The 21979-nt window shown below is 63.3% G+C and carries 14 protein-coding genes and 1 pseudogene; 3 read left to right on the top strand and 12 right to left on the bottom strand.

Features of this window, described 5'->3' with window-relative positions:
• Nucleotides 1–121 precede the first annotated feature (121 nt).
• Nucleotides 122–613 carry a hypothetical protein gene (locus U873_RS0122120; protein ID WP_025130308.1) on the top strand — a complete coding sequence of 164 codons (492 nt, stop codon included), beginning with the start codon at nt 122–124 and terminating at the stop codon, nt 611–613.
• Here the strand turns inward: U873_RS0122120 and U873_RS0122115 are convergent.
• Nucleotides 581–1480, bottom strand: a complete 900-nt coding sequence (locus U873_RS0122115; RefSeq protein WP_025130307.1) for a LysR family transcriptional regulator — start codon at nt 1478–1480, stop codon at nt 581–583. The genes U873_RS0122120 and U873_RS0122115 overlap by 33 nt on opposite strands.
• 73 nt (nt 1481–1553) lie before the next feature.
• Between U873_RS0122115 and U873_RS0122110 the strand changes: the two genes are divergently transcribed.
• Entirely contained in the window at nt 1554–2870 is a 1317-nt protein-coding gene (locus U873_RS0122110) for an MFS transporter (RefSeq protein ID WP_371261330.1), read from the top strand.
• A gap of 597 nt (nt 2871–3467) precedes the next feature.
• Here the strand turns inward: U873_RS0122110 and hemE are convergent.
• From hemE to pilM, 11 genes and pseudogenes are all read right to left on the bottom strand, one after another.
• Nucleotides 3468–4535, bottom strand: a complete 1068-nt coding sequence (gene hemE / locus U873_RS0122105) for a uroporphyrinogen decarboxylase (protein WP_025130305.1) — start codon at nt 4533–4535, stop codon at nt 3468–3470.
• 212 nt (nt 4536–4747) lie between these two features.
• The gene (locus U873_RS0122100; protein WP_025130304.1) at nt 4748–6166 is read right to left on the bottom strand and encodes an FAD-dependent oxidoreductase; all 1419 of its coding nucleotides are present in this window, start codon (nt 6164–6166) and stop codon (nt 4748–4750) included.
• A 121-nt stretch (nt 6167–6287) separates the two neighbouring features.
• Nucleotides 6288–10733: a glutamate synthase large subunit gene (gene gltB, locus U873_RS0122090; RefSeq protein ID WP_025130303.1), complete on the bottom strand. Its 4446-nt coding sequence runs from the start codon at nt 10731–10733 to the stop codon at nt 6288–6290.
• Nucleotides 10734–11081: 348 nt separating this feature from the next.
• Nucleotides 11082–12665 (bottom strand): SPOR domain-containing protein, encoded by a 1584-nt coding sequence (locus U873_RS0122085; protein WP_025130302.1) that lies wholly within the window; start codon nt 12663–12665, stop codon nt 11082–11084.
• Nucleotides 12666–12675: 10 nt separating this feature from the next.
• On the bottom strand, nt 12676–13776 hold the full coding sequence (aroB, locus tag U873_RS0122080) for a 3-dehydroquinate synthase (RefSeq protein ID WP_025130301.1): 1101 nt from the start codon (nt 13774–13776) through the stop codon (nt 12676–12678).
• A gap of 145 nt (nt 13777–13921) precedes the next feature.
• Nucleotides 13922–14440: a shikimate kinase AroK gene (gene aroK, locus U873_RS0122075; protein WP_025130300.1), complete on the bottom strand. Its 519-nt coding sequence runs from the start codon at nt 14438–14440 to the stop codon at nt 13922–13924.
• Nucleotides 14441–14444: 4 nt separating this feature from the next.
• Nucleotides 14445–16127 (bottom strand): annotated as a pseudogene (locus tag U873_RS0122070) (type IV pilus secretin PilQ); the annotation flags it as partial.
• Between the two features lie 95 nt (nt 16128–16222).
• Nucleotides 16223–16750: a pilus assembly protein PilP gene (locus U873_RS0122065; protein ID WP_025130298.1), complete on the bottom strand. Its 528-nt coding sequence runs from the start codon at nt 16748–16750 to the stop codon at nt 16223–16225.
• The gene (locus tag U873_RS0122060; RefSeq protein WP_025130297.1) at nt 16747–17370 is read right to left on the bottom strand and encodes a type 4a pilus biogenesis protein PilO; all 624 of its coding nucleotides are present in this window, start codon (nt 17368–17370) and stop codon (nt 16747–16749) included. The genes U873_RS0122065 and U873_RS0122060 overlap by 4 nt, the downstream gene beginning before the upstream one ends.
• Nucleotides 17367–17933 (bottom strand): PilN domain-containing protein, encoded by a 567-nt coding sequence (locus tag U873_RS0122055; RefSeq protein WP_025130296.1) that lies wholly within the window; start codon nt 17931–17933, stop codon nt 17367–17369. The genes U873_RS0122060 and U873_RS0122055 overlap by 4 nt, the downstream gene beginning before the upstream one ends.
• Nucleotides 17933–18994 (bottom strand): type IV pilus assembly protein PilM, encoded by a 1062-nt coding sequence (gene pilM / locus U873_RS0122050; RefSeq protein WP_025130295.1) that lies wholly within the window; start codon nt 18992–18994, stop codon nt 17933–17935. The genes U873_RS0122055 and pilM overlap by 1 nt, the downstream gene beginning before the upstream one ends.
• 219 nt (nt 18995–19213) lie before the next feature.
• Between pilM and U873_RS0122045 the strand changes: the two genes are divergently transcribed.
• A complete protein-coding gene (locus tag U873_RS0122045) occupies nt 19214–21646 on the top strand; it encodes a penicillin-binding protein 1A (RefSeq protein WP_371261333.1) in 2433 nt (810 codons plus the stop codon).
• Nucleotides 21647–21979: the final 333 nt, after the last annotated feature.

Genomic DNA, 21979 nt, shown 5'->3' with positions numbered 1-21979 from the left:
ATCGCCGTCTACACTCGCAACAGCAGGCCGGAGCATCGCCGCCTGCGGGAGCCAAGCTGCGCGGCCGGGCCTCGACCGGCGTGACGGTGGCACCCCTTTCACGTCCGTCAAGGAGCCGACCATGCAAGTGAAAGCGCTGATTGCCCTGGCCCTGCTAGCTGTCCTGAGCCCCACCAGCCAGGCCACCAACCTGATGTACATGCCCTTCGAGAAAGTCGTCGCCGATGCCCAGCGCGCCGGGCGCCTGGACGGCAGCGTGAGCTTCTACCTGGCGGGCAACCCGCATCCGCCGCTGCTCAGGGTCCAGGTCACTGAGCTGGCCACCAACAAGAAGACCAATGCCTTCAACAAGAGCGACATCGACGCCTGCGAATGGGCCCTGCAGTCGGCCCTGATCACCCTGCAAGCGGCGGCCAAGCGGGTTGGTGCCAACGCGGTGACCAATATCGTCAGCTACTACAAGCACCATGTGCGCAAGGACCTGAACACCTACGAATGCCACGCCGGGGTGCTGATGGCCGGCGTGGCCCTGCGCGGCGACCTGGTGTACCTCCAGGCCCCGGTGCGGCCCAACCTCCCCTCAGGGCGCGGCCCCGGTCTTGCGCGTCAGTAGCTCGACAAAGGCCTGGGCCATAGGCGAGTTCTGGTCCTTGCGCTGCACCAGCCACACCGCCGACATGGCCTCGGGGTCCAGCAGGCGCCGATAGACCACGCCATCGATGCGCATGCGCTGGTAGGACGCCGGCAATACCGAGACCCCCAGCCCGGCGGCCACCAGGCCGATGATGGTCATGGCTTCGCCCGCCTCCTGGGCAAAATGCGGGGTAAACCCGGCATCCCGAGACAGGCTCAGCAACTGGGCGTACAGGCCGCTGCCATAGCTGCGGGGAAAGAACACGAAGGGCTCGTGGGCCAGCGCCGCCAGATGCAGTCCCTCTTCACTGCCACCGGCCAGCGGGTGCTTGGCGCTGAGCACCGCCACCAGCGGCTCGCGCAACAGCTCCACCACCGACAGCGAATCCGGCAGGGGCAAGGGCCGCATGATGCCGACCTGGATCGACTGGTCCACTAGCGCCTCGGCCACCTGGGTGCTGCTCATTTCCTTGAGCTTGAGGTGCACCGCAGGGAAGCGCTGGCGAAAGGCGAAGATCGCCTGGGGAATGGTCGAGTTGAACGGAGCCGACGAGGTGAAGCCGATCTTCAACTCCCCCAACTCGCCCAGTTGCGCACGCCGCGCCACATCCGCCGCCTTGTCCACCTGGGCCAGCACCAGCCGCGCCTCTTCGAGGAACAGGCGCCCGGCCTCGCTGAGTTCGACCCGACGATTGGTTCGCTCGAACAAACGGGCACCAACCTCCTGCTCCAGCGCCTGGATCTGCTGGCTCAGGGGCGGCTGGGAGATGCCCAGCACCTGGGCCGCGCGGCCGAAATGCAGCTCTTCGGCGACGGCAATGAAGTAGCGCAGGTGACGCAATTCCATGGGGACCTCATTAAGTCTTCAAACCTATCAAACAGGTCGAACAATATATTGGAAAGAATCATTAGCCAGCTATATGCTTTTTCCATTGCCTGACCGGCTGCGTTCCCCCCCGAGGTCCCCCGTGAAATCCGCTGTTGCCGTTGTTGCCCCCGCTGCCCACGAACCCCCTGCCACGCCCCTGGACGAGGTGGTCGCCCAACTCAACGAGGTCTATATCGAGAAAGGCACGCCGCTGTTCATGCGCACGGTGCTGGCGCTGTTCTCCGGCGGTTTCGCCACCTTCGCCCTGCTGTACTGCGTGCAACCGATGATGCCGCTGCTGTCCCGGGACTTTTCCATCAACGCCGCCCAGAGCAGCCTGATCCTCTCGGTCGCCACCGGCATGCTGGCCATCGGGCTGCTGATCACCGGACCGATTTCCGATCGCATCGGCCGCAAGCCGGTGATGGTCGCCGCCCTGCTTGCCGCCGCCCTGTGCACCATCGCCAGCGCGCTGATGCCCAGCTGGCACGGGGTGCTGCTGATGCGTGCGCTGGTGGGCCTGTCCCTGAGCGGGCTGGCCGCGGTGGCCATGACCTACCTGAGCGAAGAGATCCACCCGCAGCACATCGGCCTGGCCATGGGCCTGTACATCGGCGGCAACGCCATTGGCGGCATGAGCGGACGGCTGATCACCGGGGTGCTGATCGACTTCGTCAGCTGGCACACGGCGATGCTGGTGATCGGTGGGCTGGCGCTGATCGCTGCGGCGGTGTTCTGGCGCATCCTGCCCGAGTCGCGCAACTTCCGCCCTCGCTCGCTGCACCCGCGCAGCCTGCTGGAGGGTTTCAGCATGCACTTTCGCGATGCTGGCCTGCCCTGGCTGTTCCTCGAAGGCTTCCTGCTGATGGGGGCCTTCGTCACCCTGTTCAACTACATCGGCTACCGCCTGCTGGCCGAGCCCTATCAACTGAGCCAGGCCTGGGTCGGGATGCTCTCGGTGGTGTACCTGTCGGGGATCTACAGCTCGGCGAAGATTGGCGCCCTGGCCGACCAGTTGGGGCGGCGCCGGGTGCTCTGGGCCACCATCGTGCTGATGCTGGCAGGGATTGCCCTGACCCTGCTGACGCCGTTGTCCCTGGTGCTGATCGGCATGCTGCTGTTCACCTTCGGCTTCTTCGGCGCCCACTCGGTGGCCAGCAGCTGGATCGGCCGCCGGGCCACCAAGGCCAAGGGCCAGGCCTCTTCCCTGTACCTGTTCAGCTACTACGCGGGTTCGAGCATTGCCGGAACCGCTGGTGGCGTGTTCTGGCACCTGGCGGGCTGGAACGGCATTGGCCTGTTTATCGGTGCCTTGCTGGTGGGCGCACTGCTGATCGCCATGAAGCTGGCCAAACTCCCGCCTTTGTAACGCCTGGCCTGCGTAGGAGCTGGCTTGCCAGCGAAAGCGTCCACCAGGCAGGTGCAAATCTCGAAGGCCCCTTCGCCAGCAAGCTGGCTCCTACACAGGACTGATCGTTACGCCGGGCCCTTGTAGGAGCTGGCTTGCCAGCGAAAGCGTCCGCCAGGCAGGTGCAAATCTCGAAGGCCCCTTCGCCAGCAAGCTGGCTCCTACACAGCACAGATCGTTCCGCCGGGTCCCTGTAGGAGCTGGCTTGCCAGCGAAAGCGTCCGCCAGGCAGGTGCAAATCTCGAAGGCCCCTTCGCCAGCAAGCTGGCTCCTACACAGCACTGATCGTACCGCCGGGCCCTCGTAGGAGCTGGCTTGCCAGCGAAAGCGTCCGCCAGGCAGGTGCAAATCTCGAAGGCCCCTTCGCCAGCAAGCTGGCTCCTACACAGAACAGATCGTACCGCCGGGCTCCTGTAGGAGCTGGCTTGCCAGCGAAGGCGTCCGTCAGGCAGGTGCGGGGCTTGAGGGCCCCTTCGCCGGCAAGCCGGCTCCTACAAAAAAGGGGTGCGCCAATGAAAACGCCCGGCAGGTGCCGGGCGTTTTTTCATGGGGTGGCGCTTATGCGTGGTACTGCGCCGACAGCTCGTGAACCGCTTCCAGGAAAGCACCGGCATGCTCCGGCTTCACTTCCGGGGTGATGCCGTGGCCCAGGTTGAACACGTGGCCGCTGCCCTTGCCGTAGCTGGCGAGGATGCGCGCCACTTCGCTGCGGATCGCCTGCGGGTTGGCGTAGAGCACGGTGGGGTCCATGTTGCCTTGCAGCGATACCTTGCTGCCGACCCGACGCCGGGCCTCGCCGATGTCGCAGGTCCAGTCCAGGCCCAGGGCATCGGCGCCGGCATCGGCAATGCTTTCCAGCCACAGGCCACCGCCCTTGGTGAACAGGATCACCGGCACCTTGCGCCCGTCGTGTTCACGGATCAGGCCGCTGACGATCTTGCGCATGTAGGCCAGGGAGAACTCCTGGTAAGCCGCCGCCGAGAGGCTGCCGCCCCAGCTGTCGAAAATCTGCACCGCCTGGGCACCGGCCAGAATCTGCCCGTTGAGGTAGGAGGTCACCGACTGCGCCAGCTTGTCCAGCAGCAGGTGCATGGCTTGCGGGTTGTCGTAGAGCATGGCCTTGGACTTGCGGAAGTCTTTCGACGAGCCGCCTTCAACCATGTAGGTGGCCAGGGTCCAGGGGCTGCCGGCGAAACCGATCAATGGCACACGGCCATTGAGTTCGCGACGAATGGTGCTGACCGCATCCATCACATAGCCCAGGTCCTTTTGCGGATCAGGGATCGGCAGGGCCTCGATGTCGGCCAGGGTGCTGACCACTTTCTTGAAGCGCGGGCCTTCGCCGGTCTCGAAGTACAGGCCTTGGCCCATGGCATCGGGGATGGTCAGGATGTCGGAGAAGAGGATCGCCGCATCCAGCTGCGGGTAGCGGTCCAGAGGCTGCAGGGTGACTTCGCAAGCGAACTCCGGGTTCATGCACAGGCTCATGAAGTCACCGGCGTTGGCACGGCTGGCGCGGTATTCAGGCAGGTAGCGCCCGGCTTGCCGCATCATCCACACCGGGGTGACGTCTACGGGTTGCTTGAGCAGGGCACGAAGGAAACGGTCGTTCTTCAGGGCAGTCATGTCGGCATCCGGAAAAAAAGTGGGGGCATTTTCTCAGAGCGCGACACAAAAGGCACGGCAAGAGCCGTTTCTTTATGTCTATGGGGGCAATTTGTCACGGGGACGGGCACACATCCCGTAGGAGCCAGCTTGCTGGCGAAGCAGACGACGCGGTGCATCCAGTTGCACCGCGTGGTGGTTTTTCGCCGGCAAGCCGGCTCCTACAGGTTGGATCAGACGCCCAGGTAGTCGAGGATGCCTTCGGCGGCGTTACGGCCTTCGAAGATCGCCGTCACCACCAGGTCGGAACCGCGCACCATGTCGCCACCGGCGAAGATTTTCGGGTTGCTGGTCTGGTGCTTGTACTGACCTTGCTCGGGGGCCACGACCCGGCCCTGGCTGTCGGTCTGGATGCTGAACTGCTCGAACCACGGCGCCGGGCTTGGACGGAAACCGAAGGCGATGACCACGGCGTCGGCCGGGATGATCTCTTCGGAACCCGGGATCGGCTCGGGGCTGCGGCGGCCACGGGCATCCGGCGCGCCGAGACGGGTCTCGACCACCTTCACGCCTTCGACCTTGTCTTCACCGACAATGGCGATCGGCTGGCGGTTGTAGAGGAATTTCACGCCCTCTTCCTTGGCGTTCTTCACCTCTTTGCGCGAGCCGGGCATGTTGGCTTCGTCACGACGATAGGCACAGGTCACCGACTTGGCGCCCTGACGGATGGAGGTGCGGTTGCAGTCCATCGCGGTGTCGCCGCCGCCCAGTACCACCACCTTCTTGCCTTTCATGTCGACGAAGTCTTCCGGCGACTTTTCAAAGCCCAGGTTGCGGTTGACGTTGGCGATCAGGAAATCCAGGGCGTCGTACACCCCTGGCAGGTCCTCGCCGGCAAAGCCGCCCTTCATGTAGGTGTAGGTGCCCATGCCCATGAACACCGCATCGTATTCGGCGAGCAGTTGCTCCATGGTCACGTCCTTGCCGACCTCGGTGTTGAGGCGGAATTCGATGCCCATGCCGCTGAAGACTTCGCGACGGTTGCTCAGCACGGTCTTTTCCAGCTTGAACTCGGGGATGCCGAAGGTCAGCAGGCCGCCGATTTCCGGGTTCTTGTCGAACACCACCGGGGTCACCCCGCCACGCACCAGCACGTCGGCGCAGCCCAGGCCCGCCGGGCCCGCGCCGATGATCGCCACGCGCTTGCCGGTAGGCTTGACCTTGGACATATCCGGGCGCCAGCCCATGGCGAAGGCGGTGTCGGTGATGTACTTCTCCACCGAGCCGATGGTCACCGCGCCAAAGCCGTCGTTGAGGGTACAGGCACCCTCGCACAGACGATCCTGCGGGCAGACCCGGCCACAGACTTCCGGCAGGGTGTTGGTCTGGTGCGACAGCTCGGCGGCGGCGAGGATGTTGCCCTCGGCCACCAGCTTGAGCCAGTTGGGAATGAAGTTGTGCACCGGGCACTTCCACTCGCAATACGGGTTGCCGCAACCCAGGCAGCGGTGAGCCTGGTCGGCGGACTGCTGGGGCTTGAAGGGTTCGTAGATTTCCACGAACTCCTTCTTGCGCTGGCGCAGCAGTTTCTTCTTCGGGTCTTTACGACCGACCTCGATGAACTGGAAGTCGTTATTCAGACGTTCAGCCATTTTCAAAAACCTCTATACAGCAGCTGCAAGCTCTTAGCTGCAAGCCGCAAGTCGATCACGTATGCCCGGCAAACCTCGCACTGCTTCACTTGCAGCTTGAGGCTTGCCACTTGCAGCTGCTTTATTGCGGGTTGGCACGAGTACTGGAGAGCAGAGATTTCAAGCTCGCCGCCTTCGGTTTGACCAGCCAGAAACGGCGCAGGTAGTCGTCGAGGTTCTCGGCGAGATTACGGCCCCATTCGCTGTCGGTTTCCTCGACGTACTCGTTCAGCACGCGTTGCAGGTGGCTGCGATAGGCTTCCATCGCTTCGCCGCTGATCCGCTGGATTTCCACCAGTTCGTGGTTGACCCGGTCAACGAAGGTGTTGTCCTGGTCGAGCACGTAGGCGAAACCACCGGTCATGCCTGAGCCGAAGTTGTAACCGGTCTTGCCCAGGACGCAGACGAAACCACCGGTCATGTACTCGCAGCAGTGATCGCCGGTGCCTTCCACCACGGTGTGGGCCCCGGAGTTGCGCACGGCGAAACGCTCGCCCGCGGTGCCGGCGGCGAACAGCTTGCCGCCGGTGGCGCCGTACAGGCAGGTGTTGCCGATAATCGCGCTGTCTTGAGTCTTGTAGACGCTGCCCTTGGGCGGAACGATCACCAGCTTGCCGCCGGTCATGCCCTTGCCCACGTAGTCGTTGGCGTCGCCTTCCAGGTAGAGGTTCAGGCCGCCGGCGTTCCACACGCCGAAGCTCTGGCCGGCCGTGCCCTTGAAGCGGAAGGTGATCGGCGCCTGGGCCATGCCCTGGTTGCCGTGGAGCCGGGCGATTTCACCGGAGATCCGTGCGCCGATGGAACGGTCGCAGTTGCAGATATCCAGGGCGAAGTCGGCACCGCTCTTGTCGTTGATCGCCGAGCGGGCCATCTCGACCATTTTCTCGGCCAGCAGGCCTTGGTCGAATGGCGGGTTGCGGTCCACCTGGCAGAACTGTGGTTTGTCCGCCGGGATATGGTCGCTGCCCAGCAACGGGGTCAGGTCCAGGTGATGCTGCTTGGCGGTCTGGCCTTCGAGGATGTCCAGCAGATCGGTACGACCGATCAGTTGTTCCAGGGAGCGCACGCCGAGCTTGGCCAGCCACTCGCGGGTTTCCTCGGCGACGTAGGTGAAGAAGTTCACCACCATGTCGACGGTGCCGATGTAGTGGTCCTTGCGCAGCTTCTCGTTCTGGGTCGCCACGCCGGTGGCGCAGTTGTTCAGGTGGCAGATGCGCAGGTACTTGCAGCCCAGGGCGATCATCGGCGCGGTGCCGAAGCCGAAGCTCTCGGCGCCGAGGATCGCTGCCTTGATCACGTCGAGGCCGGTTTTCAGGCCGCCGTCGGTCTGCACCCGGACCTTGCCGCGCAGGTCGTTGCCGCGCAGGGTCTGGTGGGTTTCCGCCAGGCCCAGTTCCCACGGCGCACCGGCGTACTTGATCGAGGTCAGCGGCGAAGCGCCAGTGCCGCCGTCGTAGCCGGAGATGGTGATCAGGTCGGCATAGGCCTTGGCCACGCCGGCGGCGATGGTGCCGACCCCGGCTTCCGCCACCAGCTTCACCGAGACCAGCGCCTGAGGGTTGACCTGCTTGAGGTCGAAGATCAGCTGCGACAAGTCTTCAATCGAATAGATGTCGTGGTGCGGCGGCGGCGAGATCAGGGTCACGCCAGGCACTGCGTAACGCAGCTTGGCGATCAGGCCGTTGACCTTGCCGCCAGGCAGTTGGCCGCCCTCGCCGGGCTTAGCGCCCTGGGCCACCTTGATCTGCAGCACTTCGGCGTTGACCAGGTATTCCGGGGTCACGCCGAAACGGCCAGTGGCCACCTGCTTGATTTTCGAGCTCTTGATGGTGCCGTAGCGCGCCGGGTCTTCGCCGCCTTCACCGGAGTTGGAACGCGCGCCGAGGCGGTTCATGGCTTCGGCCAGGGCTTCGTGGGCCTCGGGCGACAGGGCGCCCAGGGAGATGCCGGCGGAGTCGAAACGCTTGAGGATCGATTCCAGGGGCTCGACTTCGCTGATGTCCATCGGCGTGTCCAGGGTCTTCACCTGGAACAGGTCGCGGATCATCGACACCGGACGGTTGTCCACCAGCGCGGTGTATTCCTTGAACTTGGCGTAGTCGCCCTGCTGCACGGCGGCTTGCAGGGTGTTGACCACGTCCGGGTTGTAGGCGTGGTATTCGCCGCCGTGGACGAACTTCAGCAGGCCGCCTTGCTGGATCGGCTTGCGCGGGCTCCAGGCTTCGGTCGCCAGGGCTTTCTGCTCGGCTTCGATGTCGACGAAACGCGCGCCCTTGATCCGGCTCGGCACGCCACGGAAGCTCAGGTTGCAGACTTCCTCGGACAGGCCGATGGCTTCGAACAGCTGGGCGCCGCGGTAGGAGGCGATGGTGGAGATGCCCATCTTCGACAGGATCTTCAGCAGGCCCTTGGTGATGCCCTTGCGGTAGTTCTTGAACACCTCGTAGAGGTCGCCCAGCACTTCACCGGTGCGGATCAGGTCGCCCAGCACTTCATAGGCCAGGAACGGATAGACCGCCGAGGCGCCGAAACCGATCAGCACCGCGAAGTGGTGCGGGTCACGGGCAGTGGCAGTTTCCACCAGGATGTTGGAGTCGCAGCGCAGGCCCTTCTCGGTCAGGCGGTGGTGCACCGCGCCGGTGGCCAGGGACGCGTGGATCGGCAGCTTGCCCGGCGCGATATGGCGGTCGCTGAGGACGATCTGGGTACGGCCGGCACGTACGGCTTCTTCAGCCTGGTCGGCCACGTTGCGGATCGCCGCTTCCAGGCCAAGGCTCTCGTCGTAGTTGAGGTCGATCACCTGACGCTCGAAGCCCGGGCGATCGAGGTTCATCAGCGAGCGCCACTTGGCGGGCGAAATCACTGGCGAGCTGAGGATTACGCGCGAGGCGTGCTCGGGCGACTCCTGGAAGATGTTGCGCTCGGCACCCAGGCAGATCTCCAGGGACATGACGATGGCTTCGCGCAGCGGGTCGATCGGCGGGTTGGTGACCTGGGCGAACTGCTGGCGGAAGTAGTCGTACGGCGTGCGCACGCGCTGGGACAGCACGGCCATCGGCGTGTCGTCGCCCATGGAGCCGACCGCTTCGTAGCCCTGCTCGCCCAGGGGCCGCAGCACCTGGTCACGCTCTTCGAAGGTGACCTGGTACATCTTCATGTACTGCTTGAGCTGGTCGACGTCGTAGAAGGCCGAGCCGTGGTCGTTGTCTTCCATGGTGGCCTGGATGCGCAGGGCGTTCTTGCGCAGCCATTGCTTGTACGGATGACGGGATTTCAGACGGTTGTCGATGGCATCGGTGTCGAGGATCTGCCCGGTCTCGGTGTCCACGGCAAAGATCTGCCCCGGGCCGACCCGGCCCTTGGCGATCACGTCCTCGGGCTGGTAGTTCCACACGCCGATTTCCGAAGCCAGGGTGATGAAGCCGTTGGTGGTGGTGACCCAGCGCGCCGGGCGCAGGCCGTTGCGATCCAGCAGGCAGACGGCGTAGCGGCCGTCGGTCATGACCACGCCGGCCGGGCCGTCCCACGGCTCCATGTGCATCGAGTTGTACTCGTAGAACGCACGCAGGTCCGGGTCCATGGTTTCGACGTTCTGCCACGCAGGCGGAATGATCATGCGCACGCCACGGAACAGGTCGATGCCGCCGGTGACCATCAGTTCCAGCATGTTGTCCATGCTCGAGGAGTCGGAACCCACGCGGTTGACCAGCGGGCCGAGTTCTTCCAGGTCCATCAGGTCGTTGCTGAACTTGGTGCGCCGGGCCTGGGCCCAATTGCGGTTGCCGGTGATGGTGTTGATCTCGCCGTTGTGGGCGAGGAAGCGGAATGGCTGGGCCAGCGGCCATTTCGGCAGGGTGTTGGTGGAGAAGCGCTGGTGGAACACGCAGATTGCGGTCTGCAGGCGCTCGTCACCCAGGTCCGGATAGAAGGCGGCGAGGTCCGCCGGCATCATCAGGCCTTTATAGATGATGGTCTTGTGGGAAAAGCTGCAGATGTAGTGGTCGGTGTCGGCGGCGTTGGCCACCGAAGAGCGACGACGGGAGCTGAACAGCTTGATGGCGAAATCCTGATCGCTCAGGGACTCGCCACCGATGAACACTTGTTCGATCTGCGGCAGGCGCTCCAGGGCCAGACGCCCGAGCACACTGGTATCGATCGGCACCTTGCGCCAGCCCACCAGTTGCAGGCCGGCGGCGAGGATCTCGCGGTTCATGTTCTCGCGAGCGGCTTCGGCCTTGGCCGGATCCTGGTTGAAGAACACCATGCCCACCGCATATTGCTTGGGCAGGTCAGTGCCGAAGTGCTCCTTGGCGACAGCACGCAGGAACAGGTCGGGCTTTTGCATCAGCAGACCGCAACCGTCACCGGTCTTGCCGTCCGCGTTGATCCCACCGCGGTGGGTCATGCAGGTCAGGGCCTCGATGGCCGTTTTCAACAGGGTATGACTGGGTTCGCCCTGCATATGGGCTATCAGGCCGAAACCACAGTTATCCTTAAATTCATCGGGTTGGTACAGACCTGCTTTCATAGACACTTTCTCACCAGGCTGCCTCTTATCGAGACAATTTTCTTTTCAATTCAACCACTTGCAATCCGCGCCGAACGTACGCCAGCTTTGCGGGGGCAAAAGGGAGGTCATTGTACATACCGACACAAAGCCCCACAAATTTAGCGACGATTTGTCGCAAATTCATGTCGCATTTATGAACGTTTTAAAGCGATATGTCGTGCTAGTCAAAATTTTTTGGTTCTGACTGCCGCCACTCAAAAACTACTGTAACGCAGACACCACAAGGCACGCGGCCCGGAAGGCAGCATGCCGATGCGGAAATTTGAGGTTGCCGGGAGAGGCGGCCTGGGTAAGGCCGCCGAATCTTCAGCGGGTTGTTGCCAGTTCTTGTTGAACGCTAGCGACAGTGCGAGGCCAAGGTTTACCAGCCTGAACCTTCGCTGGCAAGGATTTGATGGCGCTGACCGCGGCATCGCGGCTTGTGAAGTTGCCGTAGGTGATCACGTACAGCGGCTTGCCGTTGAGGACTTTCTTGAAGTAGCGGTACTCGCCGCCCTGTTCCTTGACGAAGTTCTGCGCGGTGGCTTCCGAGCTGGTGCCGAGGATCTGCACCACGTAGTTGCCTGGCGCCTGACCGGCATACCAGCTGCCACCGGCAGCCTTGGCTACGGTGACCGGTTTTTCTGCCGGCTTGGCGGCTGCAGCAGGCTTGGCGGCGGCTGGTTTCTCTACCGGCTTGGGCGCAGGCGTCGGCTTGGCAGTGGCGACCTGGGTCGGGGCCGGAGTCGGACGTGCCGCCGGAGTCGGTGCCGGGCCGGCCACTGCACCCGCCGGTGGCGCCGTAGTGGTCACGGTTGGCGGAACGGCGCTGGAACCTTCTACAGGAACGCCATCGTCGCCCTCGGTGATACCGCCTGCGGCTTCAGCCAGGGGACCGCGCATTACCGGTTGTGACTGGCCGACCAACGGCAGCGGCATCGGCTGAGACGAACCGGCAAATTCCACCGATGGACTGCCATTGGCATTCGGTGTCGGGGTCTGCCCCAGAGGCAGTTGCGCTTGCTCGCTGGCCGGAGCCCCGGTGGTTGGCGCCTTACTGCGACCCGGCATCAACCAGGCTGCAGCCACGGCCACCACCACTACAGCGGAAATGGCCAATACGTGTTTCTTCGGCATGTTGAACCCCATACTTGGACGCTTGACCGCAGAGCGGCTGGCGATCATGGCTTCGATCATTGCATCCCTGGCGACCTGGTTGATGTTGCCCGGCCAGCCATCGGAGCTTTCGTGAATATCACTGATCTGATCTGCGGAGAAAAGTTCGATGCCCTGACCCGCGCCTTCGAGGCGTTGGGCCAGGTATTCACGGGTTTCCTCTTCGGCGTAAGGCTGCAACTCGATGACGTGGAAGCGCTCTTCTTCGGTGCTCAACTGGTCCAGGGCCGCGATCAACGACGACTCGCCGAACAGGAACACGTGAGGGCGGCCTTCCGGAGCGCCCGCCGCCAGGGCCAGCAGGGCCTCAAGCGCAGACTCGTCAAGCTGCTCGGCATCGTCCACCAGCAGATAGACTTCCTGGCCGGTCAGGGCCAGTTGCACCACCTGGGCGAGGATCGCGCCGATTTCGGCCTGGGCCACATTCAGCGCCTGGGCTACCTGGCGCAGCACGCCAGCGGCATCGCCGGCGCCACGAGCGGAAACCACCACGCTCTGCACCGATTGCTTGTTGGTACTGGCCACCAGCGCCTGACGCAGCAGGGTCTTGCCGCTGCCCTGCGGGCCGGTGACCACCAGCAACAGCTGGCTGTAGCGGGCCAGGTGATGCAGTTGCCCCAGCACAGGCTTGCGCTGGGCAGGAAAGAACTTGAAGCCAGGGACCCGGGGAGCGAAAGGATCGTGGCTCAACTGGTAATGGCCGAGGAACGCCTCGTCGGCATGCAAACTAGTCATCGGGATCTTATTAACCTTTAAGCTGAGCCAGGACGCGGTAATCCGCCCCCAGCGTGGCCTGTAAAACCTCTTTCGGATAATCGTCGGTCACTACGGCTTCGCCCATGCGGCGCAACAGCACCAGACGCAAACGACCGTCGATCACTTTCTTGTCAATTGCCATGTGTTCGAGAAAATCCGCTTCGGTCATCTCTTCAGGCGGGATGACCGGCAAGCCCGCACGCTGGAACAGGCGAATACCGCGGTCGCGTTCCTGGCTGGAAATCCAGCCCAGGCGCGCGGACATTTCCAGGGCCATTACGGTGCCAGCAGCCACCGCCTCGCCGTGCAGCCAGACGCCATAACCCATGTGGGTCTCGATGGCGTGGCCGAAGGTATGGCCCAGGTTGAGGGTGGCACGCACCCCCGACTCACGCTCATCGGCGCCCACCACCGCAGCCTTGGCCGCGCAGGAGCGCTCGATGGCATAGGTCAGCGCCTGCTGGTCGAGGGCCAGCAGGCGGTCGACATTCTCTTCCAGCCAAGTGAGGAATGGCTCATCGCAGATCAGCCCGTACTTGATCACTTCTGCCAGGCCCGCCGACAGCTCGCGGCGGGGCAAAGTGTTGAGGCTGTCGGTATCGATCAGCACCACGTTCGGCTGATAGAAGGCACCGACCATGTTCTTGCCCAGGGGATGGTTGATCCCGGTCTTGCCGCCGACCGAGGAGTCGACCTGGGACAGCAGGGTGGTCGGGACCTGGATGAAGTCCACGCCACGCTGGTAGCAGGCAGCGGCAAACCCGGCCATGTCGCCGATCACGCCGCCGCCGAGGGCGATGATGGTGGTGCGCCGATCGTGACGGGCAGTGAGCAGGCCGTCGAAAATCAGCTGCAGGGTTTCCCAGTTCTTGTAGGCCTCGCCATCGGGCAGGACCACCGAGATCACCGAGAACTGCCCCAGGCTGCGGGTCAGACGCTCAAGGTACAGGGGCGCGACGGTTTCATTGGAAATGATCGCCACTTGCCGCCCGGCGATATGCGGCACCAGCAGCTCGGGCTGGTCCAGCAGTCCTGCACCAATGTGAATCGGGTAGCTGCGCTCGCCTAGATCGACCTTAAGTGTCTGCATGTGTCCCCACAGTGAAGATGGAAGCAGGCATTCTGCCTTGTATTGACGTTGAGCCTCGCCTGGTCTTGTGACGCAGCCCGATAGCTCTGCGCCACACCTTGGCGGTCTGGCGCGACGCCGAGAATAGCGCATTTCGCTCGGCGCATTAACGGGGTGGCAGCTGCTGCAGGCGCTCCAGTATGTCCAGCACCACCATTCGTGGCGGCCGCTCATCGGTTTCCACCACCAGATCGGCGATTTCCCGATAAAGCGGGTCGCGGAGTTCCAGCAGGTCGCGCAGGGTCTTGGCCGGATCGGCGGTGCGCAGCAGGGGACGATTGCGGTCCCGGGCGGTGCGCCCCACCTGCTGCTCCACCGAAGCATGCAGATAGACCACTCGTCCGCCAGCATGCAATGCCCGACGATTGGCTTCGCGCATCACTGCGCCCCCGCCCGTGGCAAGGACCACACCGTCGGTTTCGCACAGCTCGGCGATCATCGCCTGCTCGCGATCACGAAAGCCCGGTTCGCCTTCCTTATCGAAGATCCACGGGATGTTCGCGCCGGTGCGCAGTTCAATTTCCTTATCGGAATCCTTGAATGGCAGGCGCAGCTCTTTGGCCAGTAGACGGCCTATGGTGCTTTTTCCAGCCCCCATCGGCCCAACAAGAATCAAATTTCGCACAGAATCAACGACTCACAGCAATCGCCTGGTTGTTCATGATACGCGGAGTGAGAAATACCAGCAGCTCGGATTTTTTCTCCAACACCACGTCACGCCGGAAAAGGCGGCCAAGATACGGCACATCGCCAAGAAATGGCACTTTATCTACAACCTTGCTCTGGGTGTTGGAGAAAACCCCACCGATGACAATGGTCTCCCCGTCGTTGACCAGCACCTTGGCATTGACCTCGTTCTTCTTGATCGGCGGCACATCCTGGACCTTGTTCAGGTAGTCCGGCTCATCCTTGGTGACCTTGACCTCCATGATGATGCGGTTATCCGGGGTGATCTGCGGCGTGACCTCCAGGGACAGCGAGGCCTCCTTGAACGACACCGAGGTGGCGCCACTGGAGCTGGCTTCCTGGTAGGGAATCTCGGTGCCCTTGAGGATCTTCGCAGTCTCCTTGTCGGAGGTGACCACCTTGGGCTGGGAGACGATCTCGCCATTGCCGGTCTTTTCCATGGCGGTCAGTTCCAGGTCCAGCAATACATTGTCGGTGATGTAGGCGATACCAATGCCCGAGGTGTTGGCCGTGGCTCCCAGGTCGACGAAAGGCGTGTTGCTGCCACTGCTGCCCGGGGTGCCGATGGTGGACGAACCATTGGCACCGTTCTGCACGCCGGAGGCATTCCAGTTGCCCCTGTTCTGCACCGAACCGCCCCAGCGCACGCCCAGGCTCTTGTCATAGTCGACATTGGCCTCGACGATGCGCGCCTCGATCATCACCTGGCGCACCGGGATATCCAGTTGCGTGACGATGCGCCGCAGCTCGTCGAGGCGCTCCTGGGTCTGATAGGCAATGATGTTGTTGGTGCGCTCATCGACGGTGATCGAACCTCGCTCGTCGGCCCTTTCCTCGGCGCCGGTCACCGACTGGAACAGCTTGGCAATATCTGCCGCCTTGGCGTAGTTGACCTGCAGCAGTTCCCGGCGCAGCGGCGCCAGGTCTTCCAGCTGCTTCTGCGACTCCAGCTCCTGGCGCTCCCGGGCGGCTATTTCATCCGCCGGGGCCACCAGCAGCACGTTGCCGATCTTGCGCTGGTCCAGGCCTTTGGTCTTGAGCACCAGGTCCAGAGCCTGATCCCAGGGCACATTCTGCAGACGCAGGGTGATGCCGCCCTGAACAGTGTCGCTGGCTACCAGATTGAGGCCGGTGAAATCGGCGATCAGTTGCAGCACTGAACGCACTTCGATGTCCTGGAAATTCAGCGAGAGCTTTTCGCCCCTGTAGGCTGGACGCCCGCCCTCGCGCCGAGCCCCGGCCTCGGCCAGGGGGCGGACACTGATGGTCAGCCGGTTGTCGGTCTGGAACGTCGAATAGTCGAAAGCCCCCCTGGGCTCCAGGGTGATGGTGGTGCGCCCGTTCTGTGTATCGGCGCTGATGAACTGCAGCGGCGTGGCGAAATCCTTGACGTCCAGGCGCACCCGCAATGATTCGGGCAACCGGGTTCCGGCAAAGCCGAGAACGATCTTGCCATCACGCTGCTGGATGTCGGCACTGATCCCTGGATCCGACAAGTCGATCAGGACGTTACCCTCGCCCCGCTCGCCGCGCTGGAAATCCACGCCCTGGATCGAGCGCGGCATGTTTTCGTTGGCGGCCGCACGAACGGCGGGCAACGGGCCCGGTGCACCGACCGAGGCGCCCTTGAGTTCGGCGGCGCCGACCAGCGGCGTCAGCAGCGCCATCCATAGCGCCACGCCGAAGGCTGAAACAATCCTGTTCATTTTCCAGATCCCACTTAAGAGTGCTTTTTCAGGGGCAGTGTCCGCGGGCGCTGCTGCCAGGCTCCCGCTCCATCGGGAACAATCTCCACCACCTCCAGCTGTGAATCACTGATGGCCACGATCCGTCCTTCGTTGCGCCCCAGGTAGTCGCCCACCTGCAAGCGGTGTATCCCACCGGCCGCGCGCAACAGGGCGAAGCTTCCGGAGGCGTTGGACAGGGTCCCGACCATCTGCATCTGCTCGATGTCGAAGCCTTCAAGGTATTGCCGGAGCCGGTCAGGATCGGGCCGGACCGCACTGGCACCCTGGGGGCCTGCGACAAGCTCGGCTCTTTGCGGTGGCTGGAACGGGCTGCGCAGTGCACCAGCGCTGTAGGTGAATGAGGGGTAAGACCGGATTACCGGTGTTGGTTCAATTGGCCCAGGCGATTGCAGGCGCATTTCATTCATGTAGGCATCCAGGTCGGCGAAGTCTTCGCCACTACCACAGCCCCACAGGCCCATCCATAACAACCCGGGCGCAAGCCAGCGCAAGCGCTTCATGACTGCGGCCCCGGACGGTCATAGCGGTAGGTGCGCGCCTCGATGCTCATGCGCAGCCGGTCGGGATGGCCGGCCTCCACGGGCCGGACCTGGAAATCATGCAGGGTGACGATGCGCGGCAGGCCGGCAACGCCACTGACGAATGTCGCCAGATCGTGATAGGCCCCGGTGACGGTGATCTGAATCGGCAGCTCGACATAGAACTGCCGGCTCTCCTCGGGCTGCAGCCTGATCTCTTCGAACGCCAGGCCACTGCCCAGACCAACCCGGCTGATGTCTTCCAGCAGCCCCGGGACTTCGGTGCCCCTGGGCAACTGGCGCAACAAAGCATCGAAGCTGCCCTGGATGACCTTGAGCTGCTCACGGTAGCGTTCAAGATTGGCACCTTCCCGGGCCTTGCCGGCGAACTGCTGCTTGAGCCCGGTCTCTTCTTGGCGCTGCCGGGCCAGTTGCTCCAGATGCGGGCTCAGGTAAAGGCTGTAGCCCGCCACCAGCACCAGTAGCAACAGCATCGCCGCCGCCAGCGTCTTGGCCGGGCCGGGCCAGGAACCCAGGTCTTCCAGCCCCAGTTCCCTCAGGTCGGTGCGGCGCATTTGTGCCAGCCATTGCCCAAGGCTCATGGTTTCGGCTCCTCGGGCACCCGGGGTACTTGCTCCACACTGAGCCGGAACAGGTTGCCCAATCCCTGGTCGGCCTGGGCCGCATTCTTTACCTCGGTCAGACTGGGAGCGGCAAAACCCTGCGCGGCCTGCAGGTTGCGCATCAGATCGGATACCCGATTGTTCGATTCCGCCGCGCCACTGACGCTCAGGCTTTGCCCCTGCAGGTCCACTTCGGTGAAGTACACGCCATCGGGCAGGCTGCGCGCCAACTGCTCGAAAATCCGCACGCTGGCCGAACGATTGCCCTGCAGGCCTTCGATGACCTCCATCCGTTCGAGCAATTGCTGACGCCTGGCCTTGAGCTCGTGGATGCTGGCGATCTGCTGATCCAGTCGGGCAGTCGCCTGCCCCAGATAGTGGTTACGCGCCTGTTGCCGCTCGATCGCCCGAGCGATAAACCCATCGATCAGCAACACCAGAGCCAGCCCCAGCAGGACCATGGCCGCCAGTGCCAGCAGGAAGCGCTTGCGGCGCAAGGCACGCTCGGTCTCGCGCCAGGGCAGAAGATTGATCCCGGCCATCAGTCACACCCCCTCAAGGCCAGGCCGCAGGCAAGCAGCAGTTGTGGCGCCTGGTCGGCCAGCGCGCGGGCATCGATCTGACCGCCCAAGGCCATAGCGACGAACGGATCGGCGACCGCCGTGGCGATTCCCATTCGCTCGGCCAGCCGCCGATCCAGGCCGGTCAGGCGACTGGCGGCGCCAGCCAGCAACAACTGCGTCACCGGCTGCTGTCCAGGCGATGCGGCGAACAGCTGCAGGGATCGGGTTACCTGCAACTGCAACTCCTGCTCGAACGGTTGCAGCAATTCCTCGGCGCAACCCGCCGGCAGACGCCCCTCGCGCTCGGCCTGCAACGCCGCCGGCAATGTCAGTGCATAGCGCCGCTCGAGGGCCTCGCTCAGTTGCCGACTGCCGAACAGCTGCTCCCGGCTGAAGATCAATTGCTGATCATGCAACACGCTGAAGACGCTCAGGCTCGAGCCGATATCCACCAATGCCATGGCACCCTGGGACGCCATCGGGCTCTGCGCTGCCAGCATCGCCAGGCAGCGCTCCACGGCCAGCGGTGCGGTGTCCACCACTCGGGGGGTCAGGCCGGCCAGAGCCAGCACCGCCTCCAGGGACTCTACCGGCTCATTGCGACAGGCCACCAGCAGCACCCGGACCCTCTGGGGATTGCCAGGGACCATACCCTGCTCCTCGAAGTCGATGGCGGCCTCCTCCAGGGGGTAGGGAATGTACTGGCCGGCCTCCAGCCTGAGCTGTTGCTCCAGTTCATCGGCAGACAGCCCCGCCGGCATCTCGATCAGCTTGCTGATCACCGCCTCGCCAGCCACCGCCACTGCAGCACGCTTGAGCCGGCTGCCACTCTTGAGCCAGGCCCTCGACAGCGCCATTGCCACGGCCTCGGGGTCGGCGATGTGCTGATCTTGCAAGGCGTTGGGCGCCAGGTCTTCCCTGGCATAGGCGTCGACCCGGTAACCCCGCCCCCGCCGACTCAAGGCCAGAAGCGTGACCGATGTCGCACTGATATCGATCCCCAATAGGGAACTCGGCTTTTTGCTGAAGAGTCCAAGCACGACCAATTCCCTATGACTATCCGTGACTTACGGACTCCTTAAGCGACATTGCGTTCAATCGCCGCATCTTGACAGACGGCCAAATGACGCTCTCTTCGGAAAATGCTTATAATGCCCAGCGTTTTTTTCCGCTTTTACCTGCTGCGTGGGTCGGTCCCTGATTACCGTGAATACCCTGACGCCTAATTCATTCCTTTCTCTGGAAATCCAAAAGCCTTGATTCGTCTGCTGAAGTTTTTCGGGTGGTCCATCGTCGCGGTGTTCTGCGGGCTCCTCCTCGCCCTCTCCGGTGCGTTTCTCTATCTTAGTCCCGGCCTGCCCTCGGTAGAGGCCCTGAGAAGCATCCAGTTGCAGATCCCTCTGCGGGTGTACAGCAGCGACGGCAAGTTGATCGCCGAATTCGGTGAAATGCGCCGCACACCCATACGTTTCGCCGACATTCCCCCCAACTTCATCAATGCGTTACTAAGTGCTGAAGACGACAACTTCGCTAACCATTACGGGGTTGACCCCAGCAGCCTGATGCGCGCCGCAACCCAACTGGTCAAGAGCGGACACATCCAGTCCGGCGGCAGCACCATCACCATGCAAGTGGCGAAGAACTTCTTCCTCAGCAGCGAGCGCAGCTTCTCGCGCAAGACCACCGAGATCCTCCTGGCCCTGCAGATCGAGCGGCAGTTGACCAAGGACGAGATCCTCGAGCTGTACGTCAACAAGATCTACCTGGGCAACCGTGCCTACGGGATCGAGGCAGCGGCCCAGGTCTATTACGGCAAGTCCATCCGTGACGTGAGCCTGGCGCAGATGGCGATGATCGCCGGCCTGCCCAAGGCGCCTTCGCGCTTCAACCCCCTGGCCAACCCGGCGCGCAGCAAAGAGCGTCGCGACTGGATCCTCGGGCGCATGTACAAGCTCGGCAAGATCAACGAGGCGGCCTACACCGAGGCGATCAACGAACCGCTGAACGCCAGCTATCACGTGCCGACGCCGGAAGTGAACGCCCCCTATATTGCCGAAATGGCCCGCGCCGAAATGGTCGGCCGTTACGGCAGCGACGCCTACACCGAAGGTTTCCGGGTGACCACCACGGTGCCCAGCGACCTGCAGGAAATGGCCAATACCGCGGTCCACGAAGGCTTGATGACCTACGACCAGCGCCACGGCTATCGCGGGCCGGAATCCCGCCTGCCGGGCAAGACCCACGCCGCCTGGGCCGCCGAATTGACCAAGCAGCGGACCATCAGCGGGCTGGAGCCGGCGATTGTCACCCAGGTCGAGAAGAACGGCGCCCAGGTACTGACCCGCAACGGCGAGGAGCATCTGGCCTGGGACAGCATGAAATGGGCTCGCCCCTTCCTCAACACCAACAGCATGGGCCCGACACCTCGCCAGCCGGCGGACGTGGTCCAGGTCGGCGACCTGATTCGCGTACAGCGCCAGGCAGACAACTCGCTGAAGTTCAGCCAGATCCCGGTGGCCCAGGGCGCCCTGGTGACCCTGGACCCGCAAAACGGTGCGATCCGCGCACTGGTGGGAGGCTTCGCTTTCGAACAGAGCAACTACAACCGTGCGATGCAGGCCAAGCGCCAGCCCGGTTCGAGCTTCAAGCCGTTCATCTATAGCGCCGCCCTGGACAACGGCTACACCCCGGCCAGCCTGGTGAATGATGCGCCGATCGTGTTCGTCGACGAATACCTGGACAAGGTCTGGCGTCCGAAGAACGACACCAACACCTTCCTCGGGCCGATCCGCATGCGCGAGGCGCTGTACAAGTCGCGCAACCTGGTGTCGATCCGCCTGCTGCAAAGCATGGGCGTGGACCACACCATCGACTACATCAGCAAGTTCGGCTTCAACAAGCAGGACCTGCCGCGCAACCTGTCCCTGGCCCTGGGCACTGCGACCCTGACGCCGATGGAGATCGCCACCGGCTGGAGCACCTTTGCCAACGGTGGCTACAAGATCACCCCGTACATCATCGACAAGATCGAAAGCCGCAACGGCGAGCCCCTGTTCAGCGCCAACCCGCCCAGCGTCCCCACTGGCAATACCGCCAGCAGCGGTGTTGCCGCGCCGGAGCAAAGCTTCACGGTCAATACCGTGGCCGGCGAGACCCCGACCCAGGCACCGGTCCAGACACCGGCGATTGCCGAGCGAATCATTGACGGGCGCACCACCTACATCCTCAACAGCATGCTCCAGGACGTGATCAAGCTGGGCACCGGTCGCCGCGCACTGGCCCTGGGCCGCACGGACCTGGCAGGCAAGACCGGTACCACCAACGAATCCAAGGATGCCTGGTTCTCCGGCTACAACGCCGACTACGTGACCACCGTCTGGACCGGTTTCGACCAACCGGAAAGCCTGGGACGCCGCGAGTATGGGGGCACTGTGGCCCTGCCGATCTGGATGAGCTTCATGGGCGCCGCCCTCAAGGACAAGCCGGCGCACACCCAGCCGGAACCGGAAGGCATCCTCAGCCTGCGGGTCGACCCGGTGAGTGGCCGCGCCGCGACCCCGGGCACGCCGAACGCCTATTTCGAACTGTTCAAGAGCGAAGACACCCCGCCCTCGGTCAACGAGCTGGGCAATGGCGCGGCTCCTGGCAGCCCGCTGCCGGCCGACGAAGCGGCGCCGATCGACCTCTTCTAAGAGGACAGCAGTGCAAGCTGCAAGCCGCAAGAGAAAGCGACACAGCCCTCCTGCAGCTTGCAGCTTGAAACTCCCCATAAAAAACCCGGCTCAAAGGCCGGGTTTTTTATGGGTCTGCTGTTAACGGCTCTCAGTTTGCGGATCGACATCGGCCGCGCCAATGCCTGTTTCGAGCTGTTCAAAAAAACCACGCCTTAGGTCCACGAGCTGGGCAATGGCGCCGTCCCAGGCAGCCCGCTACCGGCCGACGAAGAGGCGCGTACAAGCCGCAAGAGAAAGCAACACAGCCCCTCTTGCAGCTTGCAGCTTGAAACTTCCCCATAAAAAAACCCG

Source organism: Pseudomonas sp. PH1b (genome assembly GCF_000633395.1).
Classification (GTDB): Bacteria; Pseudomonadota; Gammaproteobacteria; order Pseudomonadales; family Pseudomonadaceae; genus Aquipseudomonas.
Note: the sequence above shows the minus strand (reverse complement) of the source record. Positions and strands in the feature narration are given on the sequence as shown.